Origin of the sequence: Brevibacillus soli (assembly GCF_044759095.2) — a bacterium.
Taxonomy (GTDB): Bacteria; Bacillota; Bacilli; order Brevibacillales; family Brevibacillaceae; genus JBIYSM02.
This window is the reverse complement of the sequence record NZ_JBIYSM020000008.1, coordinates 76094-98101: the sequence shown is the minus strand read 5'-3', so window position 1 is coordinate 98101 and position 22008 is coordinate 76094. Positions and strand designations below refer to the sequence as shown.

Annotated in this window: 17 protein-coding genes and 1 tRNA gene; 10 read left to right on the top strand and 8 right to left on the bottom strand. The window is 53.8% G+C overall.

All coding sequences use genetic code 11. The features are described 5' to 3' along the window. Nucleotide 1 precedes the first annotated feature (1 nt). A complete protein-coding gene (locus ACE99V_RS05285; protein ID WP_400490049.1) occupies nucleotides 2-1420 on the top strand; it encodes an aldehyde dehydrogenase family protein in 1419 nt (472 codons plus the stop codon). Nucleotides 1421-1543: 123 nt separating this feature from the next. Beyond that, nucleotides 1544-1632 (top strand) — tRNA-Ser (locus tag ACE99V_RS05280). Between the two features lie 207 nt (nucleotides 1633-1839). On the opposite strand, the gene helD is transcribed toward ACE99V_RS05280, so the two are convergent. After that, a complete protein-coding gene (helD, locus tag ACE99V_RS05275) occupies nucleotides 1840-4275 on the bottom strand; it encodes an RNA polymerase recycling motor HelD (RefSeq protein ID WP_400490050.1) in 2436 nt (811 codons plus the stop codon). A gap of 325 nt (nucleotides 4276-4600) precedes the next feature. Between helD and ACE99V_RS05270 the strand changes: the two genes are divergently transcribed. After that, entirely contained in the window at nucleotides 4601-6022 is a 1422-nt protein-coding gene (locus ACE99V_RS05270; protein WP_400490051.1) for a hypothetical protein, read from the top strand. Between the two features lie 74 nt (nucleotides 6023-6096). Here ACE99V_RS05270 and ACE99V_RS05265 read toward each other — a convergent pair whose 3' ends face one another. Then, nucleotides 6097-6243 (bottom strand): hypothetical protein, encoded by a 147-nt coding sequence (locus ACE99V_RS05265; protein WP_400490052.1) that lies wholly within the window; start codon nucleotides 6241-6243, stop codon nucleotides 6097-6099. A 119-nt stretch (nucleotides 6244-6362) separates the two neighbouring features. Continuing rightward, the gene (locus tag ACE99V_RS05260; protein WP_400490053.1) at nucleotides 6363-8315 is read right to left on the bottom strand and encodes an exo-beta-N-acetylmuramidase NamZ domain-containing protein; all 1953 of its coding nucleotides are present in this window, start codon (nucleotides 8313-8315) and stop codon (nucleotides 6363-6365) included. A gap of 182 nt (nucleotides 8316-8497) precedes the next feature. Between ACE99V_RS05260 and ACE99V_RS05255 the strand changes: the two genes are divergently transcribed. From ACE99V_RS05255 to ACE99V_RS05225, 7 genes are all read left to right on the top strand, one after another. After that, nucleotides 8498-9262, top strand: coding sequence for a copper amine oxidase N-terminal domain-containing protein (locus ACE99V_RS05255; protein WP_400490054.1), 765 nt, complete (start codon nucleotides 8498-8500; stop codon nucleotides 9260-9262). Between the two features lie 69 nt (nucleotides 9263-9331). Further along, on the top strand, nucleotides 9332-9958 hold the full coding sequence (locus tag ACE99V_RS05250) for a sporulation protein (RefSeq protein WP_420998259.1): 627 nt from the start codon (nucleotides 9332-9334) through the stop codon (nucleotides 9956-9958). Nucleotides 9959-10176: 218 nt separating this feature from the next. Further along, nucleotides 10177-13380, top strand: coding sequence for an AfsR/SARP family transcriptional regulator (locus ACE99V_RS05245; RefSeq protein WP_400490056.1), 3204 nt, complete (start codon nucleotides 10177-10179; stop codon nucleotides 13378-13380). A gap of 116 nt (nucleotides 13381-13496) precedes the next feature. Further along, the gene (locus ACE99V_RS05240) at nucleotides 13497-14081 is read left to right on the top strand and encodes a TetR/AcrR family transcriptional regulator (protein ID WP_400490057.1); all 585 of its coding nucleotides are present in this window, start codon (nucleotides 13497-13499) and stop codon (nucleotides 14079-14081) included. Between the two features lie 23 nt (nucleotides 14082-14104). Continuing rightward, nucleotides 14105-15295 carry an HlyD family secretion protein gene (locus ACE99V_RS05235; RefSeq protein WP_400490058.1) on the top strand — a complete coding sequence of 397 codons (1191 nt, stop codon included), beginning with the start codon at nucleotides 14105-14107 and terminating at the stop codon, nucleotides 15293-15295. Next, nucleotides 15288-16466 carry an ABC transporter permease gene (locus tag ACE99V_RS05230; RefSeq protein ID WP_400490059.1) on the top strand — a complete coding sequence of 393 codons (1179 nt, stop codon included), beginning with the start codon at nucleotides 15288-15290 and terminating at the stop codon, nucleotides 16464-16466. The genes ACE99V_RS05235 and ACE99V_RS05230 overlap by 8 nt, the downstream gene beginning before the upstream one ends. A gap of 106 nt (nucleotides 16467-16572) precedes the next feature. Then, complete coding sequence (locus tag ACE99V_RS05225) at nucleotides 16573-17085, top strand: DUF3907 family protein (RefSeq protein WP_400490060.1); 513 nt, start codon at nucleotides 16573-16575, stop codon at nucleotides 17083-17085. 119 nt (nucleotides 17086-17204) lie between these two features. On the opposite strand, the gene ACE99V_RS05220 is transcribed toward ACE99V_RS05225, so the two are convergent. The 5 genes from ACE99V_RS05220 to ACE99V_RS05200 form a co-directional block, all read right to left on the bottom strand. Beyond that, a complete protein-coding gene (locus tag ACE99V_RS05220; RefSeq protein ID WP_400490061.1) occupies nucleotides 17205-17801 on the bottom strand; it encodes an NAD(P)H-dependent oxidoreductase in 597 nt (198 codons plus the stop codon). 23 nt (nucleotides 17802-17824) lie between these two features. Then, nucleotides 17825-19222, bottom strand: a complete 1398-nt coding sequence (locus ACE99V_RS05215; protein ID WP_400490062.1) for a S8 family peptidase — start codon at nucleotides 19220-19222, stop codon at nucleotides 17825-17827. 73 nt (nucleotides 19223-19295) lie between these two features. After that, entirely contained in the window at nucleotides 19296-19916 is a 621-nt protein-coding gene (locus ACE99V_RS05210; RefSeq protein ID WP_400490063.1) for a trimeric intracellular cation channel family protein, read from the bottom strand. 17 nt (nucleotides 19917-19933) lie between these two features. Next, nucleotides 19934-20710 carry a Cof-type HAD-IIB family hydrolase gene (locus ACE99V_RS05205; protein ID WP_400490064.1) on the bottom strand — a complete coding sequence of 259 codons (777 nt, stop codon included), beginning with the start codon at nucleotides 20708-20710 and terminating at the stop codon, nucleotides 19934-19936. 79 nt (nucleotides 20711-20789) lie between these two features. Next, a complete protein-coding gene (locus ACE99V_RS05200; protein ID WP_400490065.1) occupies nucleotides 20790-21905 on the bottom strand; it encodes an ABC transporter ATP-binding protein in 1116 nt (371 codons plus the stop codon). Nucleotides 21906-22008: the final 103 nt, after the last annotated feature.

Genomic DNA, 22008 nt, shown 5'->3' with positions numbered 1-22008 from the left:
TATGAAAAAAGCGTGCTACATTGGCGGAGAGTGGGTAGAAACGGCGGAGTACGCACCGCTGTATGCCCCGTTTAGCGGCGAGCAGATCGCCGAGATCCCGCTGGCTGATGCAAAGACGGTGGAAAAGGCCATCACAGCAGCCGAGGAAGCCGCTTCTGTCATGCGTCGCATGCCTGCACACCAACGGGCGAACATTTTGGAAAAAATATCCACCCTCTTGAACGAACGTCTGGAAGAGGCGGCAAAAATCATCGCGCTGGAGGCGGGCAAACCGATCAAAACGGCTCGCGGCGAGGTAATTCGGACCATACAGACGTACAAGTTTGCCGCAGAAGAGGCGAAGCGCATTCACGGCGAGACGCTTCCGCTTGATGCGGCCATCGGCGGAGAAGGACGGCTGGCTTACACGGTACGGGAACCGCTGGGCGTCATCGGAGCGATCACACCGTTCAACTTCCCGATGAATCTCGTCGCCCACAAAGTGGGACCGGCGCTTGCGGCAGGCAATACGATTGTGTTAAAACCGGCTTCCCAGACGCCGCTTTCCGCCTTTTTCCTGGCTGAAATTGCGGAACAGGCGGGACTGCCGGCTGGCGCGCTGAACGTGATCACCGGCAGCGGCGGCAAGGTCGGCGATCTTCTGGTGACGGATCCGCGGATCAAGGCGATCACCTTTACCGGCAGCCCTGCAGTCGGCATCGATATTCGCAATCGAGCCGGACTGAAGCGGGTAACCCTGGAGCTTGGCTCCAACTCTGCGGTGATTGTCGACCGTGACGTCAACCTGGAGGAGGTCATTCCGCGCTGCATTTTCGGCGCATTTGCGTACTCCGGTCAGGTGTGCATATCCGTCCAGCGCATCTATGTCGTGAAGGAACTGTACGAGACATTTGTGGAGCAATTTGTGGCGGAGACCCGCAAATTGCAGGGCGGTGATTCCCTGTCCGAGTCAACGGACTACTCCGCCATGATCAGTCCGAAAGAAACGGAGCGGGCTTTGGCCTGGATTGAAGAAGCGAAACAGCGCGGTGCCCGCGTCGAGTGCGGCGGAGAGACAGTGGGGCGCGTTCTGCAGCCTACCGTGCTGACCGGTGTTCCTGCGGATGCGAAGGTTTCCTGCCAGGAAGTATTCGGTCCGGTCGTATTGATAAATCCCGTTGACACGGTTGACGAAGCAATTGCACTGGTCAACGACTCCCGCTACGGTTTGCAGGCGGGTCTGTACACCAATAATCTCGCACTTGCGCTGCAGGCGGCGGAACAGCTGCACGTAGGCGGCGTGATGATCAACGACGTGCCGACGTTCCGGGTCGACCACATGCCGTACGGTGGGGTAAAAGAGAGCGGTATGGGACGGGAAGGCGTCAAATACGCTGTCGAAGAAATGACGGAGTTAAAGCTGGTTGTGATCAAACGCTAAGACACAAACAGGCCCGGTCTGCAGGAAAGGCCGGGCATCTTTTCTGTTACAGGTGAATTTTTTTAGCAAAAACCATTGCACAAGTAAGGGTTTTTATGCTATAGTAATTCTTGTCTGATACGCGGAGGGATACCGAAGTGGTCATAACGGGGCGGTCTTGAAAACCGTTAGGCGGCAACGTCACGGGGGTTCGAATCCCTCTCCCTCCGCCATACATAGAAGAGGCAAGCAGGTAGATGATCCTACCTGCTTTTTTGGTGTATATGAATTTATAAATTTGGACATCCCATACAGCCGCTAGAAAAGTGTTCGGGGCCCCCGCCCGGCGAAGAAAGGGACCCCACTCGGCACAGCGATAGCTAACGCCGAGTGGGTCGAGGATAGCTCATGCCGGGTGGGTTTTCTTGGTGTATAAGAATTTATAAATTTGGACATTCCATACAGCCGCTAGAAAAGTGTTCGGGGCCCCAGCCGACACCAGCGTTAGCTAAAATCGGCTGGGTTTTCTTATTTTCCAAGCTGTACGTATCAGGTGACAGTACGCTCAAAAAAGGAGTGATATCGCCGACGCAGCAGATGTGCAATTCATGCATGGCCCGGGTGCATGCCGTGTAGAAGAGTTTCCGCTCCCTCTCTCTCCCGTATTGGTATTGCGAAGCATTGTAGATGATAACCGCGTCGAATTCCACACCTTTTGCGAGATAGGAGGGAATGACCAGCGTACCAGCCTCGAACGAGACCGCCTCCTTTCCGATCAGTCGAAGCGGCGAATCGCCCCGCAATGCTTGGTATGCTTCTTGGCTTTCTGCAAAGGTTTTGCCGATGACGGCTATCGTTCGATGGCCGTCCGCTTGAAGAGAGCGGATGCGTTCTTTGATCCGGGCGGCGAGTTCCGTCATGTCTGCTGCTTGCGTTACGGTTGGTTTCCGCCCCTCCCGGTTAAAAGGCTCAATAGCGTCTCCTCCCGCAATCAGTCCACGCGTGAATACCACAATCGGCCGCGTGGAGCGATAGCTTCGCGTCAGGACGATTTTTTCTGTCTGTTCCTCCGGGTAAAGCGAGGATAGTTTTGCAAAATGGTTGCTGCTGGAATGGACGTATATCCCCTGATTAAGGTCGCCGAGCATCGTCATTTTACCGTTCGGAAACATCCGTCTGAGGAAAGCGATCTGAAAAGGCGAATAATCCTGCGCCTCATCGATAAAGACGTGACGCACGGAATGGTTGGTCCGGAATCCTTCCATCCGTTCTTTTAGGTAGAGATACGGTGTGGCATCTTCATACGCCAGCTCAGAGCGGTCCAGCCGTGCCACTGTCTGTTCGCAGATCTCCTCCCATGAGTCAGGCAAGTCGGTACGGTCGTTCGATGGATAAAGGCGATGGGCATCAGTGAACAGCTGCCGGTATAGGGCCGGGACGTCAATAAACTGAAGGCGCTTTACAACTGCTCTCAGCGGTTCGAAGTGCCTGTTTACGACAAGGGCGGCGAGCAGCTTTTGTTCGAGCGCAAAGTCGTCGAATGTATTTCCCCCAAGCCGTTTTCTTCTTCTCAGTTCCTCATACGCCTCCCGGTAGTCATCCTGGTCGAGCAGCTCGATTTCATCTTCAACCCATGGTTTTTTTCGCTCCAGGCTTGCCTGTTCCTCCAGTTGCGCAAGCAGCCATTTGGCCAGAAGGATCAATCGGTTGGGGATTCGCATGGAAGGATCCAGGGAATAGAACTGTTCTGCCATGCGTTCAGCTGAAAGGATGATTCTTCCGCGGAACGTTACGTCCCGAAAACGCATGCCTTCCCGTCCAAGCCATTCGATGTACCGATCGACCATCTGCATGAATGCAAGGGACGCCTTGAAGCGAATGCCTTCGATGCGTGGTGCATAACCGGATTCGTTTGCGGCGGTGAGCACATATTCGAGCTGCATGAACGGATCTTCGAGTCGGAAGGTTTTCCCCAGCCGCCGTTCCAGGTACTCCTGAAAGGTGGTCTGCTGCATGTTCTCTTCGCCAAGCTCTGGGAGAACGGTAGAGATGTAGCTGTTAAACAGCGGATTGGGGGAAAACAGCACGATCTGCTCCGCGTTCAGAGTTTTCCGGTAGCGGTACAGCAAATAGGCGACCCTCTGAAGCGCTGCGGATGTCTTGCCGCTTCCCGCCGCCCCCTCTACGATCAGCAAGTGACTTCGTTCGTTCCGAATGATGCGGTTTTGCTCTTTTTGTATCGTAGCCACAATACTTTTCATCTGCGAGCTGGCATGTCTGCCGAGCATCTCCTGCAGCAGTTCGTCGCCAATCGTTACGCCTGTGTCAAACATGCTTCGAATGCGGCCGTCACGGATGAGATACTGGCGCTTTAATTCCAATGTGCCGGTAACAGTGCCGCCGGGTGTTTCGTACTTCGCCGCTCCGGGCGGGCAGTCATAATACAGACTTGAAACCGGTGCGCGCCAGTCATGGATGAGGAAGTGTTCGTCGTTTTCATCGAGGAGAGAAGCGATTCCCAGATAGATGCGCTCGCTTTGTTTTTCGCCGGATTCCATGAAGTCAATTCGCCCAAAGTACGGGGACTGTTGTAGTTTGAACAGGGTTTTTAGCTGCTTCTCGGCATGCTGATGGCTGCGTTCCCGCTCCGACAGCACCTCCGCCTGCTGTTTGATGCTTGTGTATGTTTCGGTCGCTTCGTGTGCGTCGTCAAAATTGACAGTTACATCGTCCCAGAAATTTTTGCGTATTTCCACGATATCCGCTTGCAACCCGCCTGCCTGCTGCTGTAAAGACACAATTCGTCTGGCGATTACGTCCATCACCCGATCCACCCGTTGTTGCTCCTCAAGCCGATCCTGCTCGACTGCACTCATGGAATCGCTCCTTTTTCGCAAAAATCTTTTTTGGTTCAAAAGGTTTGACAACGCAAGAGAAATGTTATACAATTAAAATGGAATAAATATGTTTATTTGAAAACAATTGTAAAATCCACTTCTCATTGTAGCACAGGTATTGCCGGGATCACAACCTGCATAACGAAAAAAGAGGCCGATGGACATGGTTCATCGGCTTGTTTTTTGGCAGCAAGTCCTATTGGAAAAAAATTGATGCATTGGTATATTGATGGTAAGCGGGAAGAGAATCACAGACAGACTGGAGGCAACAAGTTTTTTAAAAATCTTGTTGGAGGGGTGTCTGATGAGCAAGCCTCGTTTTGCAACGTACCAACCTCACGAAGAATGTCTGGACATAAGCATGCCGGATCAACCGGATCTAAGCAATCTCCAGGAGTGTGTCGAGGAAGTGAAGATAGCTGCACTGGAGAAAAGTTCCGGCCCTGAAGACCCGACGGATTTCCATCTTTTGCGCGGCCGATTGGAAGCAGCGAGGGCCAAGCTTCCCCCGCTGTACCGGGAAGCTGTGTATCAACCGTACGTTCAAAAATTGGACGAGTTGGGTGAAGAGGGCTTCCAGCAAATCCTCCGGCGAGATCCCGGACGGCAAGGGATGGCACTGCTGATGCTCGATATTGCCCAGGCCATTTTGCAAAATGGCGAAGGATATGAAGATCGGGCTACGGATGGATATCAAGAAGTGGTAAGCGACCTGTATGACGGATTTTTGAGCGCGGAGGACAGATGGGGAGTAAAGCGTCCCGACAAGAGCGGCATTCCACCGCTCGTGAAGTGGGGTTACCCGGATTATGGTCCGTACACCTGGACCATCGAGGCCACTGAAGTCTTCGGTCTGCAGACAGCGATCGTAAACCTTCCGCCGGCACATGCCAAGCACGGACTTCTTGCCTGGGCCGCTCTTGGACATGAAACAACGGGACATGACATTTTACATGCCGACACCGGTCTGATCCAGGAGCTGGCGAAGAATGTCCGGGCGGCGTTAACGGAGCAAAACGCCAAGTACGGCTTGCCTGATTATTGGGCGTCACGGATTGACGAGACAGCTTCCGATATTTTGGGAATATTGAACATGGGCCCTGCGGCCGGCATCGGCCTGATCGGCTATTTTCGCGGTTTGCGGGCCGCTTACTCGGGAAGTCCTACTCTGAGCAACGTCGGTCCGGAGGATGCCCCTCATCCGGCCGATATCCTGAGGGGATATCTGGCTGCCGCAACGGTTCGGCTGCTGGAATTTGACGGAGCCGATGTCTGGGCTGACTTGATTGAAGCGGAGACGGACAAGGATCTTTCCGTGATTCGTTTGGGCCGGAAAATCGTAACTCCGGAAGAGGCGCGGCGATCGGCCAGTATCGTCGCCTCCGTCGTGGTACACGCCAAAATGCAAAGCCTGGACAACCATGCGCTCGGCGAGATACAAAACTGGTGCAACCAGGATGAGTCCATCGTTGCCCAACTGCGCGCACTGCTGAGTTCCGAGGGACCACTCTCGACTGACGACTACACACGCGGTTTTTACGCCGCGCACGTGGTGGCGGCCGCCGTGGTGGAGGCGGTCAGCAAAGGTGCTAGGATTCCGGTTATCTTTGAACGGATGCTTGCAGTTTTAAAATCGATGCACGACGCCAACCCATCCTGGGGTCCCCTGTACGTCGTCCATCCCGGAAACCTTTTGCCGGACACGGTATATTCGAAGATCGGCTAGTCTGGGCCGGAGCATGCGGATAACCCATCCGGTGCAGACGGTGCTTCCGGATGGGGGTCGCGAGAATGTTACTCTTAGGGTTCGCTCTTTAAGGACTCGAGCCAATCAGCGTAACACACATCGCAAAGAAGTTCGTCACGCTCCTGTTTTCCTTGGAAAAACGTGATCATGTGAGCGCTGTCCGTCTCGTGTTCACAGTAATGGCAGCGGTATTTTCCCATCCCGTTCCCTCCTTGAAGAGCCTAAATCAAGAGTAACGGTGAATATTCTCTCCCATTCGATCGGGAACATGCAAACACACCAACCACCTGTTCAGGAAGTTGGTGTGTTTGGCATTCGTTCAACGGACGGCGGCGACGGTCGGCCGTTCCTTTTTCAGCACGTCAAAGCGGTAGCCTTCTGCCTTCAAATACTCGATGATGGCCGGCAATGCTTTTGCCGTCGCCAGTTTGGTAGCGGAGTCGTGCATCAGGATGACGAGCTCCCGTTGATCGTTAGCCTGCCGTTTCACGTTGTCAATCGCGGCCGACGCTGTGTACTGGTTGCTTTTGGCATCGCCGTTGTCCACGTTCCAATCGATAAAGGTGTAGCCTCGTCGTTTTACTTCCGCCTTGATCTTTCGCATGATCGGTTCATGCTGGCTGTAGATGAGCGGATCCTGGTACTTTTTACTGATCGTGTTGGTGCTGCCCCCTGGAAAGCGGAATACGGTCGGTTTGATTCCCGTTGCCTTCTCGATGATTCGGTTGCCCTGTTCCAAATCTGTAAAAAATGAATCCATGTCCTTGTAGATGATCCGGTAGTCGTGCGAATAAGAATGACCGCCGATCACGTGCCCTTCAGCAACGGCTCGCTTCAAGACGGCTTCGTTTCCCGGCACGTTTTTGCCGACGACAAAAAAGGTTGCTTTTACTCCATGCTGTTTCAGTGTGTCCAACACCAGCCTGGTGACCGGGGAAGGACCGTCGTCGAACGTGAGGTAGGCTACTTTGTCCGTTGTCTTGTGAGGCGGTTTCGCTGCTGGAACGGGAGCAGGAACCGGTATCGCCACTGGGGCAGGATTCACTGCCTTGTCCGGTTTTCTCGGGGCCGTCTCGGTCGAAGCATGGACGGCCGGTTTCGGGTCATTCCGTGGTGTCAAGTTCGATGCGACAGCCGGTTTGTCGCGAATCGGCTGCGATGCCCGGTACGGCGTTTCCCCGTAAATCAGGTATGGTTTGCGCCGTTCCTTGAAAGCGGACAGTTCCTCAGCGTACAAAAGCTCCATCTGCTGCAGGGTGAGTCCGTTCGCCAATGCATTCCCGATCTTCCTTGTGCCCATGATCTTGTCGAACATCGCGAAGGTCTTGCCGCTTTGCGGGACAGGAAAACGGTTTAGCTTGTGAGCGTAGAAAAGAGCGTAGATGCCCGTCTTGGCCGGATTAAACGTATGCGGATTGACAATTTTCAGGCGGACGCCACCCAGGGCGCCTCGTTTTTCCGGAGTGAAGACAACGCCGGGTAAACCAGCCTGATTCAACAGCTCGGCGTATCGTTCGGGGTCAATCTCTTTGCCGCCGATCCACTTGAAATGGTCTGCCTGGACGACTCCCGTTCCTTCTCCCAGTCCCGTCGCCATGTAGCCAAATACGGACTCCATGTCAGGGATATCGGGTGAGACAGGAACCCAGGGCAGGCCGGTGTCTTCAAAGATCATGCTGCGCGTGTAGCCCTCCATCGGGATGACGGTTAGATCTGCTCCGATCTTGCGGTTGAAGAACAGGGACAGCTCCCCGATCGTCATTCCGTGAGCCATGGGCAGGGTATCCACTCCGACGAAGGAGCGGTACCCCTCTTCGAGAACGGGGCCTTCGACGATGTTCCCGCCAAGCGGATTGGGTCGATCCAGCACCAGGATCGGCTTGTGGTAATGTTTCGCTGCAATCATGCAGTCCTGAAGCGCGGAAAGGTAGGGGGAATTGCGTGCGCCGATGTCCTGGACGTCAAACAGGAGCAGGTCAATTTGCTGCAGCATATCTTTCGTTGGCATTCGCGTACCGTGTTCCGGAGCAAACAACGCTGTCAGATGGAACTTTTTGTTCTGGCGAAGCAGGTCCATTACAGGAATCCCTTGACTGTTCACCCCTGTTTGATTGGTTACGAGACCTACTTTTTTTCCTTCGAGGAGAGATAGAAAATGGCTGACAAGTACATCGTTTCCTGGTTGGATCATGGTTGAGTCGGCAAAGCTTCCAAACGGCGGAATAACGGTTAAGACAGCTGCGAGGACGAGGAGTGTAAGTAGCTTCTTCATGGGATTGTCAGGCCTCTTTCGTGCGTAGAATTTCATCGTAGTAAGTCTATTGTAACGATTTTGACTGTCAAAATGGTCATCTTTTTTTAAAAGGATCAATTCTTCGGAAACGGCTTGAAACAGGCAACATAGTATAGTAGATTAGTAGTCGTTGCCAAACTGTATGGAATGGAGTTGACGACATGTTCAAGAAATGGGCCGCTCTTGTTCTTGCGATTGCGCTCGTGCCGTCGGCAGCGACGGCTGCACCCGCAGCGACTGTTCAAGCGAACATCAAGGTGGTGTATCATCAAAAAGCGATTGCTTTCCCGGATCAAAAACCGGTTATTCGCGATCAACGCACCCTGGTACCGATCCGTCCGATCGCTGAAGGACTTGGCTTTGACGTGGATTGGAACACGCAAACCCGCACGGTTACCATTGTAAAGGGAGCCAACTCCGTAAAGCTGGTCGTTTCCCAAAAGATCGCCAAGCGCAACGGTGAGACCATCACACTGGACGTGCCTGCGCAAATCATTAACCAGCGTACCATGGTTCCGGTTCGCTTTATCGCAGAAGCGCTGAACTACGATGTAAACTGGGAGGCCGCTACGCAAACTGTCCTGATTACGGACAAGGCGGCTGCGACCAATCCAGGCACGGAACAATCAAGCGAACAAAAGCCGTCCGACAAACCTGCTGTTGCCCATCTGATTGACAAGGAATCTGTTTCTGCCAAAGCGGCCAGTTTTGCAGGTATCGGATTTATGGTGATTTCCGGGAAAGTTGATGCGGGTTCCAGCCTGGTGGTCGAGATCGACGATAAAAATTACGAAGCCAACGTCAAATCAGACGGTTCATTTGCCTTTGAGCTGGTGGAAAAAACCAGTGCGGAAACCTTTACGCTGAAAGCGACCAAAGGCAATGAAACGGATGTTTTTGAAGGAACATTCACGTTCAAGAACTAGTAGGAAAAACGTAACTCGAGTAAGGACACCTTCTTCACTCCAAAATAAGGGGTAAAGGAGGTGTTTTTCTTGAAAGGACTCGGAAGAAGCGCTCTTGCAGGAGCACTCGTTTTGGCGCTGGCGGCGGGGTGTGTACCCAACAAGCAGCAGGGGGCGGAAGACAGGGCGCCTAACAATCCAGCCAAGTTTGACACGTACGGAATCAATCTGAAAAACGACAACGTCGGTATGGACAAAGGCCCCGTTGCCATGTTGCGGCGAAAACAGCTGCAAAACCGGGAACCTCATCTGGTAGCTCAATTGGAACGACACGCAGAGCGAATTCCCGGGGTGGTCGACATCAAGGTGATTGCCTTTAAAGACAACCTGTTGATCGGTGTGCTTCCGTCTGAAACGCCCAAAGCGGATACCATCGATCCTACTCCCCGTATTCCTTATACACCCGGAAAGCCCAGCAGAATCTATAACGGACACACAGACAGACTGCAGATGCTGGTTGCAGGGGAAATGCGCAGCCGTTTGCAGGCGGAAACGGGGTACAATATTATGTATGTGTGCACCAACCGCGCCATATACGATCGCATTGCCGACCTGCACGAGCGGATCGTGCGTGGCGAAGCGGTGGCAGACGGAGAGTTTCAAAGCTTGCTGAACGATATCGGATACACCGTCAAGGGATTCGATTTGGTCGGATAAGAAGAGACCACCTGTAACAGGTGGGCTTTTTTTGGGTGTATAAGAATTTATAAAATTGGACATCCCATACAGCCGCTAGAAAAATGTTCGGGGCCCCGGCCGACACCAGCAATCGCTTAAGTCGGCTGGGTTTTCTTGTCATGCGTCAAAGGCAGGAATTTCAAGCGGAGAAATGGAATAGGGATGGGTGTGGATACCAACGAACAGGAGGGTAGGCGATGAGCGCAACCCGGATATACCTTTCCAAAATACAACCGCCGCGACAAAAATCGCATGTGCTTCGTCGTCCTTCTTTGGCTAAAAAATTTCGCCTGATGCTGTCTGCTCCCTTGTCCTTGCTGCATGCCGGACCAGGGTACGGCAAGTCCACCGCGTTCGCCACCTTCTTGGCTGACGAACACATGGATGCATGTTGGTATCAGATTGACGAACAGGACACAGAATTGTCTGTGTTTTTGCAATACATTGCAGAGAGCATACGCCGCCAGCACGCGGGATTCGGTTCGGAACTGCTGGCGGATCTGCAAACGATCAGGCAGGTGCCGACCCCCGAGGAAGTGGAGATGCTGGCCGAACGGTTTGCCCATGAGTGTTTGCGGGTAAACGGGGAACTCCTTCTCGTTCTCGATAATTACCAGTATGTTCAGTCATCTTTTTTTATCGATCAATGGATGCAGCTTGCCGTCCGGATTTTGCCCAACCACGTGAAGATGGTCGTCCTTTCCCGCTATCTGCCGCCTTGGCCGTGGCTTCCGCTGATGAAGGCGCGGGGGGAGTGCTTTGAATTGACTGTCGCCGACTTCGCCTTCACCAAGGAAGAGATGGAAGCGCTGTTTGCAGATGAGTACGATTTGGCGCTGTCGTCAGAAGAATGTGACATCATCGAAGAAGCGACGCTCGGATGGATCATGGCTGTTCGCGGGATCGGCGAAAAGCTCTCGCTGGGTGTCGAGCTGCCCAGGACCCTGATCGAACTGTCCCATCTGATCCACCTGCTGGAGGCGGAGGTGTTCGAAAAGCAGGAGCCGTTCATGCGCCAGTTCCTGCAGTCGACGGCCGTTTTCCAGAGCATTTCTTCTGACCACTGCCGCCATGTAGCGGGCAGCGAGGGAGAGTTTTGGCTGGAGGAGGCGGTACGGCGCAACCTGTTTCTCATCTCAATCGGTGATGGGATGTATCGGTATCACCCGCTGTTTCGCCGCTTGCTGTTAAGCAAACTGGCGGGCGATTCGGAGCGTTATGTGAAGCTGCATCAGATGGCGGCGCAGTTTTACTATCAGCACGGTGAAGAACAGCGGGCGTTCGAGCATTTGCGCTTGATTGAAAACTGGGAGCAGCTTGGAGAATGGCTCTTCCACGTGGCCGAACGACTCCTTCATACGGGAAAGCTCGACTTCTTGTATGAATGGAGTCAACAGCTGCCGGATGAGGTAAAAGAGAAGTTTCACTGGCTGTGGTTTTACCAGGCGGAAGTGGAGCGGTACCGCTGCCTGTATCCCAAAGCGTTCGCGTCCTACAGACGGTTTCACACCCTATCCGTACAAAAGCAGGACGTTATCGGACAGTGTCGCGGTTTGGAGGGACTGGCCAGGGTGCACCTGGACAGCGTGCAAGGATTGAAGGCGGAGGAGCTCTTAAAACAAGCGATCCAGCTGCTGGAGCCGCAAGACCATGAAATCGCGCCGCGGCTGTACCGGCTGCTTGCGGAAATTTACACCAACCGCGGCGACGCCAAGCAGGCAGCGTACTGGTACCAACGGAGCCAGGAACTGGAGCAGCTGACGGAAGTGGAACTGGAATCTCGCCTGCTGTTCCGCACAGGCCGATTGCAATCGGCGATCCACTTGTTGGAAAGCAAGTGGCAATCGGAGCAGCAGCAATCGATCCCGACGCTGACGCGCTCTTACCGGGAGACCACGCTCCTGTTGGCCTGGATTTACGGGATGAACGGAGAGTGGGAAAAAGGAATCGCTGCCGCAGAGACAGCGATCAGACAAGGGCAAGCGGCGCATTCGCCGTTTGTGGAGGCGTGCGGCTACGTTCGCAAGGCACATGCCGCTTTGATGAGCCAGGAGTACGCCCCTGAACAGATTCGCCTGAACTATCTGAAGGGGCTGCGCATGATGGAAGAGCTGCAGTCCACGCGGGGAAAAGCGGAAACTCTGCTGGGACTCACTCTTCTTCACGGCAGGGAAAAAGCGCTGGATCTGGCGCTCGCCTACGGACAGCGGGGGCTTCAGGAGACGGAAGCGATTCGCGACGATTGGCTGAACAGCCTCGTTCGCTTGGGAGTAGGCATCGCTTACGCATACAGCGGAAAAGACGAGCTTGCTCGCGTTGCATTCACGGAATGCGTGGAACGGCTGAGCCGCTGCGGTGACAGCTATGCCGTGGCGATCTGCCATCTCTGGTTGAGCTTTCTTGCCTATCGGCAGAAGCAGTGGGAGGAGTTTGTTCCCGCGGTGACGCATGCGCTGTCTGCCATTCAATCGGGCGAGTACAATTTCCTGCTGCAGCGTCCGACGATGTTGACGCCAAATGACGTCCAGAGGCTCATGCCCATTTTAATTGAGGCCCAAAAGCGTCAGATTCACCCCGATTACGTTTCGCAGCTGTTGACAGAGCTTGGCTTGCAAAACGTTTCCTTTCATCCCGGGTACACCCTCCGCATCCAGGCGCTCGGTCAGTTCCGCGTCTGGCTGGGTGAGCGGGAATTGAGCGACAAGGCGTGGCAACGGGGAAAAGCCAAACAGCTGTTACAGCTTCTGCTGACGAAGCGGCAGCACTTGTTGGCTCGTGAAGAGATCTTTTCCTATTTATGGGCGGAGAGCGACGAGGAGGCGGCCTCGCGTGATTTCAAAGTGGCGCTAAACGCGTTGAACAAGGCTTTGGAGCCCAACCGGGAGGCGAGAGCCAGTGCCTTTTTCATCCAGCGGCACGGCTCTTCCTACGGGTTTAACCTGGCCTCAGGCTATCATATTGACGTGGAGGAGTTTGAAAAACTGCTGACACTCGGCATGGCGGAGACGGAGCCGCGCCAGGCAGTTTCCCTCCTGGAAAAAGGGTTGGCTTACTACCAAGGGGAGTACCTGCCGGATTGCCGTTACGAGGACTGGTGCATGGAGGAACGTGAGCGCCTGCACATGATGTTTTTGCGCGGTGCAGAGAGATTGGCGCAAGCGTATCTCGACCTCGAGGAGTATGATGCAGCGATCCGCTGGTGTGAGGGAATCGTCCGCATAGATGACTGTTGGGAAGAAGCATACCGGATGCTGATGATCGCCTACTACCGGAAAAACAACCGCGCTCAGGCGATTCGCTGGTACGAAAAATGCGCAGCCAAGCTGCAGGAGCAATTGGGTGTCGAGCCTCTGCCGACAACGCTGGAGACCTACAGGCAGATCAAAGGCGACACGCCATGAAGAAAGATCGCTACGGCGATCTTTCTTTTTTTGCGATGTTGACGGAACGAGGGAGAAGGAGTAGACTTATTTTGTGCTGACCAGTCAGTATAAAAATGTTAAGGAGGACGGGAGTGATGGCTCGATCGAAAAAGGATCTGATTGCACAGGGAGCTTTGACCGCTTTTGCCCAGTATGGCTACAGTGACACGACGATGGACACGATTGCCGAGGTGGCGCAGGTGGCCAAGGGGACGCTGTATTACCACTTTTCCACCAAGGAGGAGCTGTTTTTATTTGTGATTGAAAAAGGCGTGAAGATGCTGATCGATTCCGTAAACAGCGCCATGCAGGACAGCAATCTCTCTGCAGATGAGCGTATGGTATGTGTACTGGATGAGCATCTTCGCTTCTTTTCCGAACACCAGGAGCTTTGCTTGCTTCTGCTGAGCTTTTTTACCGGCGACGAACAGCGTGATCAGGCAATCAGTACGCTTTTAGCCGGTTATTTTTCGACGATGGAAAAGTACCTGGCTGAACTCAAGGGACAAGGACACCTCAAACCGGATGCGGATGTCCGCACGCTGGCGTCGGCCATGTTCGGCATGACCGGCTTTACCGTATTGCGGAAACAGTTTCGTAAAGAGCCGGTAGACACAGAAGAGACGAGACAAACGCTGCGCAGCTTGCTGCACGGAGTATTGGGACGGAAAGAATGGTAAAAAAAGAGGAGGGAAAATCCATCATGAAACAACGCGCTTGGATGGGAGTAGCCGGATTTGTGGCGAGCATTGCGGTGCTGGGTACTTACTTGATGGGACCGGGAGCGGGAAGTGTGGCCGGGCAAAACACGGATCGCCTCTTTGGGGTAGTGGAAGGAACGGAAGTGGACCTGTCGTTCAAGATGGGTGGTTCCATCGCTGAGCTCAAGGTAAAAGAAGGTGACGAAGTAAAAGCGGGTCAGCTTGTGGCTACGCTGAACAACGAAGAGCTGCTGGCCAAGCGGGAACAGGCTCAGGCAGCGTATAAACTGGCTGTAGTTCGCATGGAACAGGCGAAAAAAGGAGTAGCGGTGACCGACCATTCGTCAAGCGCGCAGGTGGATCAGGCGCTGGCGGCAGTCAATGCCGCGCAGGCTCAATATGAAGCAAACAAGAACGGAGCACGCATGGAGGAAGTGGCGCAGCTGAAGGCCAAGCTGGAGGCGGCCCTGTCCGCAAAAGAGATCGCCCAAACCCAACTGGACCGGATGAAGACACTCTACCAGGAAGGAGCGGTTCCGCAGGTCAAAGTGGAAGAGGCCCAAATGCAATATGAAAAGGCGTTGGCCGAGTATACCGCGGCCGAGGAACAGTTGAAAATGGCGAAGACCGGCGCCCGGAAAGAACAACTGGACGCTGCCCAAGCGCAGCTGCAGCAGGCGACCGCCGCATACAAACAAGCTGTGGCAGCGCGCGGACAGGTCGGTTTGAAACAGCTGGACGTAAAATCGGCGGAAGCGGGTGTGCAGCAGGCAAAAGGGGCGCTGGACGAAATCGACGCCTACCTGAACAACACCAAACTGTTTTCACCTGTTGACGGGATTGTCAAGTCGGTGGCAGTGCAAAAAGGGGAACTGGTATCACAGGGCTTTACTGTGGTAACGATTCAAGCCAAAGCGGATCTCTTTGTGAAGTTCTACGTAAGTGAATTCGCCATTTCCCATCTAAAGGCGGGCGATAAGGTTTCCCTGTATGTACCGGCATTGAATCGCAATGTAGAAGCGCAGATCGCTTCCATCGCTCCGGCCGCCGATTTTGCCGTAAAAAAAGCGACGCAAGAGCTGGGCGATCGCGATATTCGCTCCTTTCAGGTGAAATTGAACCTGTCGGAGGGGGAACTTCGTCCGGGGCTTACCGTTGAATGGCCATTAGAGGGAGCTGGTGACGGTGAGTAATTTCACCCGGCTGTTTTGGCAGGAGTGGCACAGCATTTTTCGCAACAAAACGATTCGGATGGTGCTGTTGGTCGTCCCGGTTCTGTATTTTACCCTGTTCGGGTTTCTCTACAGCGAAAAAAAGGTGATGGAAATTCCCACGGTACTGGTAGACGCTGACCAGACGGAGTTAAGCCGGGAACTGCATCGTGCGTTTGAAGCGGATCAGACGTTTCACATCTCCGAGATTGTGGGAACAGAAGCGGAAGCCATGCGACTGATTGATGAGGGAAAAGCATACGTCGGCGTGATTATTCCTGCCAATCTGGAAAAAGACGTCAAGGCGGGACGGGAGGCAGAGGTGCTGACGATCATCGACGGCAGCAACATGATGATCTCCAACACGTCGGTTCGGGCAGCCAATACGGTCATCAAATCGGTATCCGCCGGCGTCACATTGAAGAAACTGGAAGCGCGGGGAGATTGGGGAGAAGAAGGAAAAACCCTGTTTACCGGAATCGATTACCGCTACCGGGTTCTGTACAATCCCGCTTTCAGCTACCTGTCCTTCATGGTTTTCGGTTTGGGTGGAACTGTCCTGCAGCAGGTGCTGTTTCTTGGAGTCGCCTTGTCCGTCACTCGGCAGAAAGAGGAGGGCACGTGGCTGGGATTGCTCTCCCAAAACGGCTTTGCCGTCCTCGCAGCAGGCAAACTGCTGCCCTATCTGCTGGTGGCCACGTTTAATCTGGTACTAACATTTACCTTGCTGTTAAAAGGTTTCGGGGTTCCGTATTACGGCAATCCTGCTCACGTGCTGCTGATCGGAACGGCTTTTAACATAGCGGTGCTGGCGATTGGCTTTGCCATCTCGTTCTTCTCCAAAGATCAGCTGCAGGCGACGCAGATCGCGATGCTGATCGCGGTGCCGTCCTTTATGTTGTCGGGCTTCACCTGGCCGTTCATGTCAATGCCGGACGGGATTGCGGCGATCGGTCAGTCTCTTCCGTTGACCTACTTCCTGCACGCTGTACGGGAAATTCTGTCAAAAGGCCACGGGCTATCCTTTATCGCGCATGACTTCGCGGTCCTGGGCTTCATGACCCTGCTTGGCTTGTTCGCAGCCTACCTCGCTTATCTGTCGCAGGCGAAGAAACGGACTGACCTGAGAGTGCATGAATCGACAAGCGTGTAGGGGATTTGCTGAAAAGAAAAGCTGAAAAGAAAAGCCTTGTTTTGCAGGAGAGCATTGCTTATACTAATCGGAAAAGGCGGATTCTTTTCAACTCAAGGGGGACATTATGTCAGGTACTCATCTGAAGCAGTTGTGTGAAGACACGTACACGAAGCTGAAAAAGGTAAGTATGGAGCTTGAGCGATTCTTGAATCAGGTGACGCTGTCCGGTCTGGTGGAGCAGTCGGGAGATCCTGAGGAGTACGAGGCGTATTACCGCAGCTACCTGTCTGATTTTCGGCACTTGCTGGTATACTGTGAGAACGCCTATGAAAAGCTGGGGGTTGCCCTGAGAAGGGCGCGTTTCAACGAAGAGTTTGCTGAAGAAGTGCTGTATCAGGTGTATCACATGTGCGTCAACAACTTCTACTATCCCAAAGGGGAAGTGTATGACGAGGATGGACGTTATTCCTACACCGGACAGGATGCGATTCTCTTCCGCAAAGAGGTTACCCCGGAACTCAAGCAACTGACCATTTCCCTGTCAAAGGTGTTTGAACAATTGCGCGATGATCTGCAATACTACGAGACCGATTACATTACGAAAAAACGGATGCATAAGGAACGAGCACAGGCGTAAAGCCTGTGCTCAATTTGTTGAGAAACCAAAGGTTTGTAGAGGGACCGATTTCTCCAGCTACCCGCGAGCTGTGACGACCTGCTAGCGCAGGGACGTGGGCGCGGGGATCAAGCAGTAGATTACACTCCGACTGGCTGACGGAGAAGGGCGGCCATTGTTGTTTCAACATCGAGCAACATGCTGTCTCGCTCGGCCTCGCTCACGTACGGCACACCGGCATAGTTTTTGTACGTTACGTCGTAGCCGATAAAGGACAGAGTCCCGTCCGCAATTTGCTTCTGTATCACTTGATCAAGTCCTTTTTCCCGCATTTTTGCATCGGATTCGCGGGTCGTGGTGAATACCACGGCCTGTTTGCCGGAAAGCAGGCCTATCGGTCCATTCGCTTCATAGCGGAAGGCGAAGTTGTTCGTAAACACTCGGTCAATGTATCCCTTCAGGATTGCCGGCGGAGCCCACCACCACACAGGGTAGATCATCACCAGCAGGTCCGCTTCCGTCAGCAGCTCCTGTTCTTCTGCGATGTCGGCAGAGACGTTTTTTTGTTCCACGTTTCGCATCTCTTCTGCGTCAAACACCGCTTTAAAATTCATCTTGTACAAGTCGCGAACCTTGTATTCGATTCCTGCCTGCTCGCAGGCTGTCGTCACGCGGTTCAGGATTTCATGATTGAAGCTGCTGGTGCCTTCATGGGCAAAAACGATGCAGGCTTTCATGGCTGTTCCTCCCTCTTAGTGTCTTACTGGAGTCCGAACCGAAGTCGGAGCAGGAACTTGTTTATCAATCCGCCAAGTCCTTTCGGCTGTTGATCGGGCAGATTGCGTGTTGCCGGGCTTGCCTGGCGCAATGCGCTGTTTACGTTAATCATGCCGTAACCGTAGTAGTTATCCCGGCCGGGATTCCCCAAATCGGTCGCAGACCGACGGATCAGCTGCATCACATCCGTGTTTTTCATGCCCGGCTGCACGGATCGGATGAGCGAGGCCAGCGCTGCCACGTGGGGGCAAGCCATGGATGTGCCGGACAGCGCGGCGTAGTCGCTGTAGATATAGGTACTGGGGATATCCACACCAGGCGCGGCTACATCCACGTATTCACCAAAGTTGGAGAAGTCAGCCCTTCGTCTCTCGTGATCGACGGCGGCGATCGACAGCACTTCCTTGTAAGCGGCTGGATAGCTTGGCTGGTTGGTGGCGTCGTTGCCGGATGCAGCCACCAGCACCACGTTTCGGTCAAATGCGTATCGGCACGCTTCCTGCAGCGCGGCGGAGGAGGTGTAGTTGCCGACACTGAGGTTGATTACCGCTGCGCCGTGATCTGTCGCCCAGTGAATCCCTTGGGCGATGTCGAAGGCGGTGCCGGAACCGTCCGCCCCGATTGCCTTGATCGGCATCAGCTTGCTGTACCACGACATACCGGCAATACCGTCGCCGTTGTTCGTTTTGGCGGCGATGACCCCGGCCACATGAGTCCCGTGGCCGTTGTCGTCTTGCGGAATCTTGTTGTCTGCAATCACGTTATACCCGCCCACCAGCTTTCCCTGGAATTCTGGGTGGTTAAGGTCAATACCCGTATCGACTACGGCGACGATTACATCACTTCGGCCTTGGGTTACCTCCCAGCTCTGCTCCATTCCGATCAGGGGCAGGTTCCACTGGTACACCTTGTAATAGGTGTCATTCGGCACCCGATTGGGAAGCAGGAGGAAGTTGGGTTCCGCATAGACGGAATCGGGATGCTCGGCAAAGCGTTTCATCAACTGCTTCGTGGTCAGGGACTTTGACTTGATCATCATCGCGTTGCCAAAATCCCGCTTGATTTTCCCGTCGACCTCCTTCAGGAGTTTGGCGACCTCCGCCGGAGCGGGACGGGGCGAGAAGCGTACCACCACCTCATGCTCCACGTAATGACTGCGATCGCGCTGATTGTGGCGAAGAGTCATGATGTGCGGGCGGCGTTCCAGGTTGCGTCGGGTGTCTTTTACCTGTTCCATAAAGTTGATGCGGGGGAGCTTTGCGTCCAAAGATGTAACGGAGGGATGAGGTTCCGGCCTTTCTTGCCGGTTGAGACGCTGTATGGGAATGACGACGAGACTCACCAAGACAACGGCGAGCACGATAGCGGAGAAGGTCTTCAAAACAACTCACTCCCTGCATGCTGATTAGCTATAGCGTGCTGCACGCAGGGAGTGTTTATGAAGGAAAAAGCTACTATTCGGTTGAAATGGTTGCCGGCTTCAACGAACGGCGGGGAAGCTTCCAGCGGTAAAACACGGAAAGCATGCGGAAAACCACAATGGCACAGAACAGAAAGTACAGGTGAAAAGGAGTCTGGATCCATTTCATTCCCACTGCCAGCCCTGCCACCATTGCCCAGACAGCGTAAATCTCTTCTTTCAATACGAGCGGTTTCCGTCCGGCCAGCACATCGCGAATGATCCCCCCGCCGATTCCTGTCATCACGGCGGCCACGATGGTCGCGCTGAGCGGGTATTTCATCTGAGTAGCGAAGATGGCTCCCTGGATCGCAAATGCGGAGAGCCCGACAGCGTCAAAAAACAGACCCCAGCGGTTCCAGTAGTGAATGTACTTGTAAGGCAGTACGAAAACAATCAGCATCGTCGCCAGTGCAATGGTAAACAGCGTCCCCTGTTCCCAGATGGTGGTCATGGGAATCCCCAGCAGGAGGTTGCGTACAACCCCTCCGCCAAAAGCGGTAGTCAGCCCCAAAACGATTACACCCAACAAGTCGTATTCCTCTTCCATGGCAACGACCGCGCCGCTGATCACGAACGCCACCGTGCCGATTACGTTAAACCAGTCCCACGACATAAAAAACAATCGTCCTCCTAACGAATCAGTCCAAGTTGTTGCAAACCGTAGCGGATTCCGCCTTCATTTACGTGAAGGGTCGTCATGTTGGCGACAGGCTTCACAGCATCGTGTGCATTGCCCATCGCCACGCCCATCCCGACAAAAGCAAGCATTTCGCGATCGTTCAGCCCGTCTCCGAAGGCTACCGCTTCTTCGGGAGCCAACCCGCAATGGCGAAGCAGCGCTTCGATACCGGATGCCTTTGAACCGCCCTGCGGCAAAATGTCCATCACCAGTCGATGCCAGCGTACGTAGGAGACGTCTTGGAATTGGTCCACGTACTGTGCTTCCTCCTGCTCTTCACAGTAAAGGAACGCCTGATGGATCGGCTGTTCATCCCAGTAACGGGGATGAAAGGCCGGAGGTTCCAGACGCAAATACTGGAACGATTCAATCACGTATGGATGTCGATCGACATTGGCATAGCAGGTGTCTCTGCTGAGATAAACCATCGGGTGTCCGTTTGCTGCAGCCATCTTCTCAAGCGCGGCGAGGCATTCCTTCGCCAGCGTCCTCTCGTAAATCAACTTGCCCTCATGGACGACGTAAGAGCCGTTAAATCCGACATAGGTGGTAATTCCCAATTGTTCGGCGATTGGCTGCAGATGAAACGGTGCCCGTCCGGTAGCAATGGCGACTTGAATGCCTCTCTCCTGCAGCTCACGGACCGCTGCAACCGTGTCGGCCGGTATGCGATGATCCGTGTTGAGCAAGGTGCCGTCGATGTCAAAAAAGACGATTTTGTAGCCCATGATTTCTCTTCTCCCATCTGTTTGTGAACAAAACAAAAGGAATGTCAGGGTGGCGACATTCCTCGTTTTCTCTCTGTGATTAGAATACAGCCTCTTCTGTTTCGCTGTCAAATACGTGGCATTTGTTCAAATCCATCCCGAGGGGCACCGACATTTTCGGTTTCAGGCCTTCACGGGCGTCGACGCGGGCAACCATTTGCGTATCGCCAATGTTGTTGAAGTAGACAAACAGCTCGGAGCCCATGTTTTCCACCACATCGATCTCGGCCGAAATGGTGCTCTTGTACGGGTTTGCCTCAATAAACTGATTGTCGCTGTAAATATCTTCCGGGCGAATGCCAAACGTAACCGGCTTGCCGACGTAGCCTTTTTCACGCAGAAGCTTTGCCTTGTCCTCGGGGAATTGAATCTCTATTCCTTTCCCCTCGAAGAGAAGCTTGCCGCCCTGTTCCACCACGCGGCCTTTGATGAAGTTCATCGCGGGGGAACCGATAAAGCTGGCAACAAACTGGTTGACCGGATGGTTGTAAATATCGGTCGGGGTGGCCACTTGTTGAATCACACCGTCTTTCATGACTACGATACGGTCACCCATGGTCATCGCTTCCGTCTGGTCGTGGGTTACGTAAATGACCGTGGTATTCAGGCGCTGGTGCAGTTTGGAGATTTCCGTACGCATCTGAACCCGCAGTTTCGCGTCCAGGTTGGACAACGGTTCGTCCATCAGGAACACCTGCGGTTCACGGACGATGGCGCGGCCAAGTGCGACGCGTTGACGCTGACCGCCGGAGAGCGCTTTCGGCTTGCGATCCAGCAGATGGGCGATGTCGAGGATACGGGCCGCTTCCTGAATGCGCTTGTCGATTTCATCCTTGGGAAATTTGCGCAGCTTCAAGCCAAATGCCATGTTTTCGTAAACGTTCATGTGCGGGTAGAGGGCGTAGCTTTGGAAAACCATCGCGATGTCCCGGTCTTTCGGGGCCACGTCGTTCACGCGACGGTCTCCGATGTACAGATCTCCCTCCGAGATTTCTTCCAGGCCGGCAATCATGCGCAGAGTTGTCGACTTTCCGCAGCCGGAAGGACCGACGAGAACGAGAAACTCGCGGTCTTGAATCTCCAGATGAAAGTCTTTTACGGCCGTCACATTATTGCCGTAGCGTTTGTACACGTGGTTCAGGGTTACTTTTGCCATGGTGTCAACACCCTCCTTGGTTTCATATAAAAAAAGCTGTCCCCAATTGCTTGCATCCTTATTGTAGCAAGCAACGGGAAAACAGCTCCATGGTGAAGTTGTA

What these genes read in the sequence shown, in the direction of transcription:
- ACE99V_RS05245 (WP_400490056.1), top strand. Translation starts at nt 10,177, where the DNA reads ATGAGCGCAACCCGGATATACCTTTCCAAAATACAACCGCCGCGACAA.
- ACE99V_RS05200 (WP_400490065.1), bottom strand. Translation starts at nt 21,905, where the DNA reads ATGGCAAAAGTAACCCTGAACCACGTGTACAAACGCTACGGCAATAAT.
- ACE99V_RS05265 (WP_400490052.1), bottom strand. Translation starts at nt 6,243, where the DNA reads ATGGGAAAATACCGCTGCCATTACTGTGAACACGAGACGGACAGCGCT.
- ACE99V_RS05260 (WP_400490053.1), bottom strand. Translation starts at nt 8,315, where the DNA reads ATGAAGAAGCTACTTACACTCCTCGTCCTCGCAGCTGTCTTAACCGTT.
- ACE99V_RS05285 (WP_400490049.1), top strand. Translation starts at nt 2, where the DNA reads ATGAAAAAAGCGTGCTACATTGGCGGAGAGTGGGTAGAAACGGCGGAG.
- ACE99V_RS05205 (WP_400490064.1), bottom strand. Translation starts at nt 20,710, where the DNA reads ATGGGCTACAAAATCGTCTTTTTTGACATCGACGGCACCTTGCTCAAC.
- ACE99V_RS05210 (WP_400490063.1), bottom strand. Translation starts at nt 19,916, where the DNA reads ATGTCGTGGGACTGGTTTAACGTAATCGGCACGGTGGCGTTCGTGATC.
- ACE99V_RS05225 (WP_400490060.1), top strand. Translation starts at nt 16,573, where the DNA reads ATGTCAGGTACTCATCTGAAGCAGTTGTGTGAAGACACGTACACGAAG.
- ACE99V_RS05220 (WP_400490061.1), bottom strand. Translation starts at nt 17,801, where the DNA reads ATGAAAGCCTGCATCGTTTTTGCCCATGAAGGCACCAGCAGCTTCAAT.
- ACE99V_RS05240 (WP_400490057.1), top strand. Translation starts at nt 13,497, where the DNA reads ATGGCTCGATCGAAAAAGGATCTGATTGCACAGGGAGCTTTGACCGCT.
- ACE99V_RS05235 (WP_400490058.1), top strand. Translation starts at nt 14,105, where the DNA reads ATGAAACAACGCGCTTGGATGGGAGTAGCCGGATTTGTGGCGAGCATT.
- ACE99V_RS05255 (WP_400490054.1), top strand. Translation starts at nt 8,498, where the DNA reads ATGTTCAAGAAATGGGCCGCTCTTGTTCTTGCGATTGCGCTCGTGCCG.
- helD (WP_400490050.1), bottom strand. Translation starts at nt 4,275, where the DNA reads ATGAGTGCAGTCGAGCAGGATCGGCTTGAGGAGCAACAACGGGTGGAT.
- ACE99V_RS05270 (WP_400490051.1), top strand. Translation starts at nt 4,601, where the DNA reads ATGAGCAAGCCTCGTTTTGCAACGTACCAACCTCACGAAGAATGTCTG.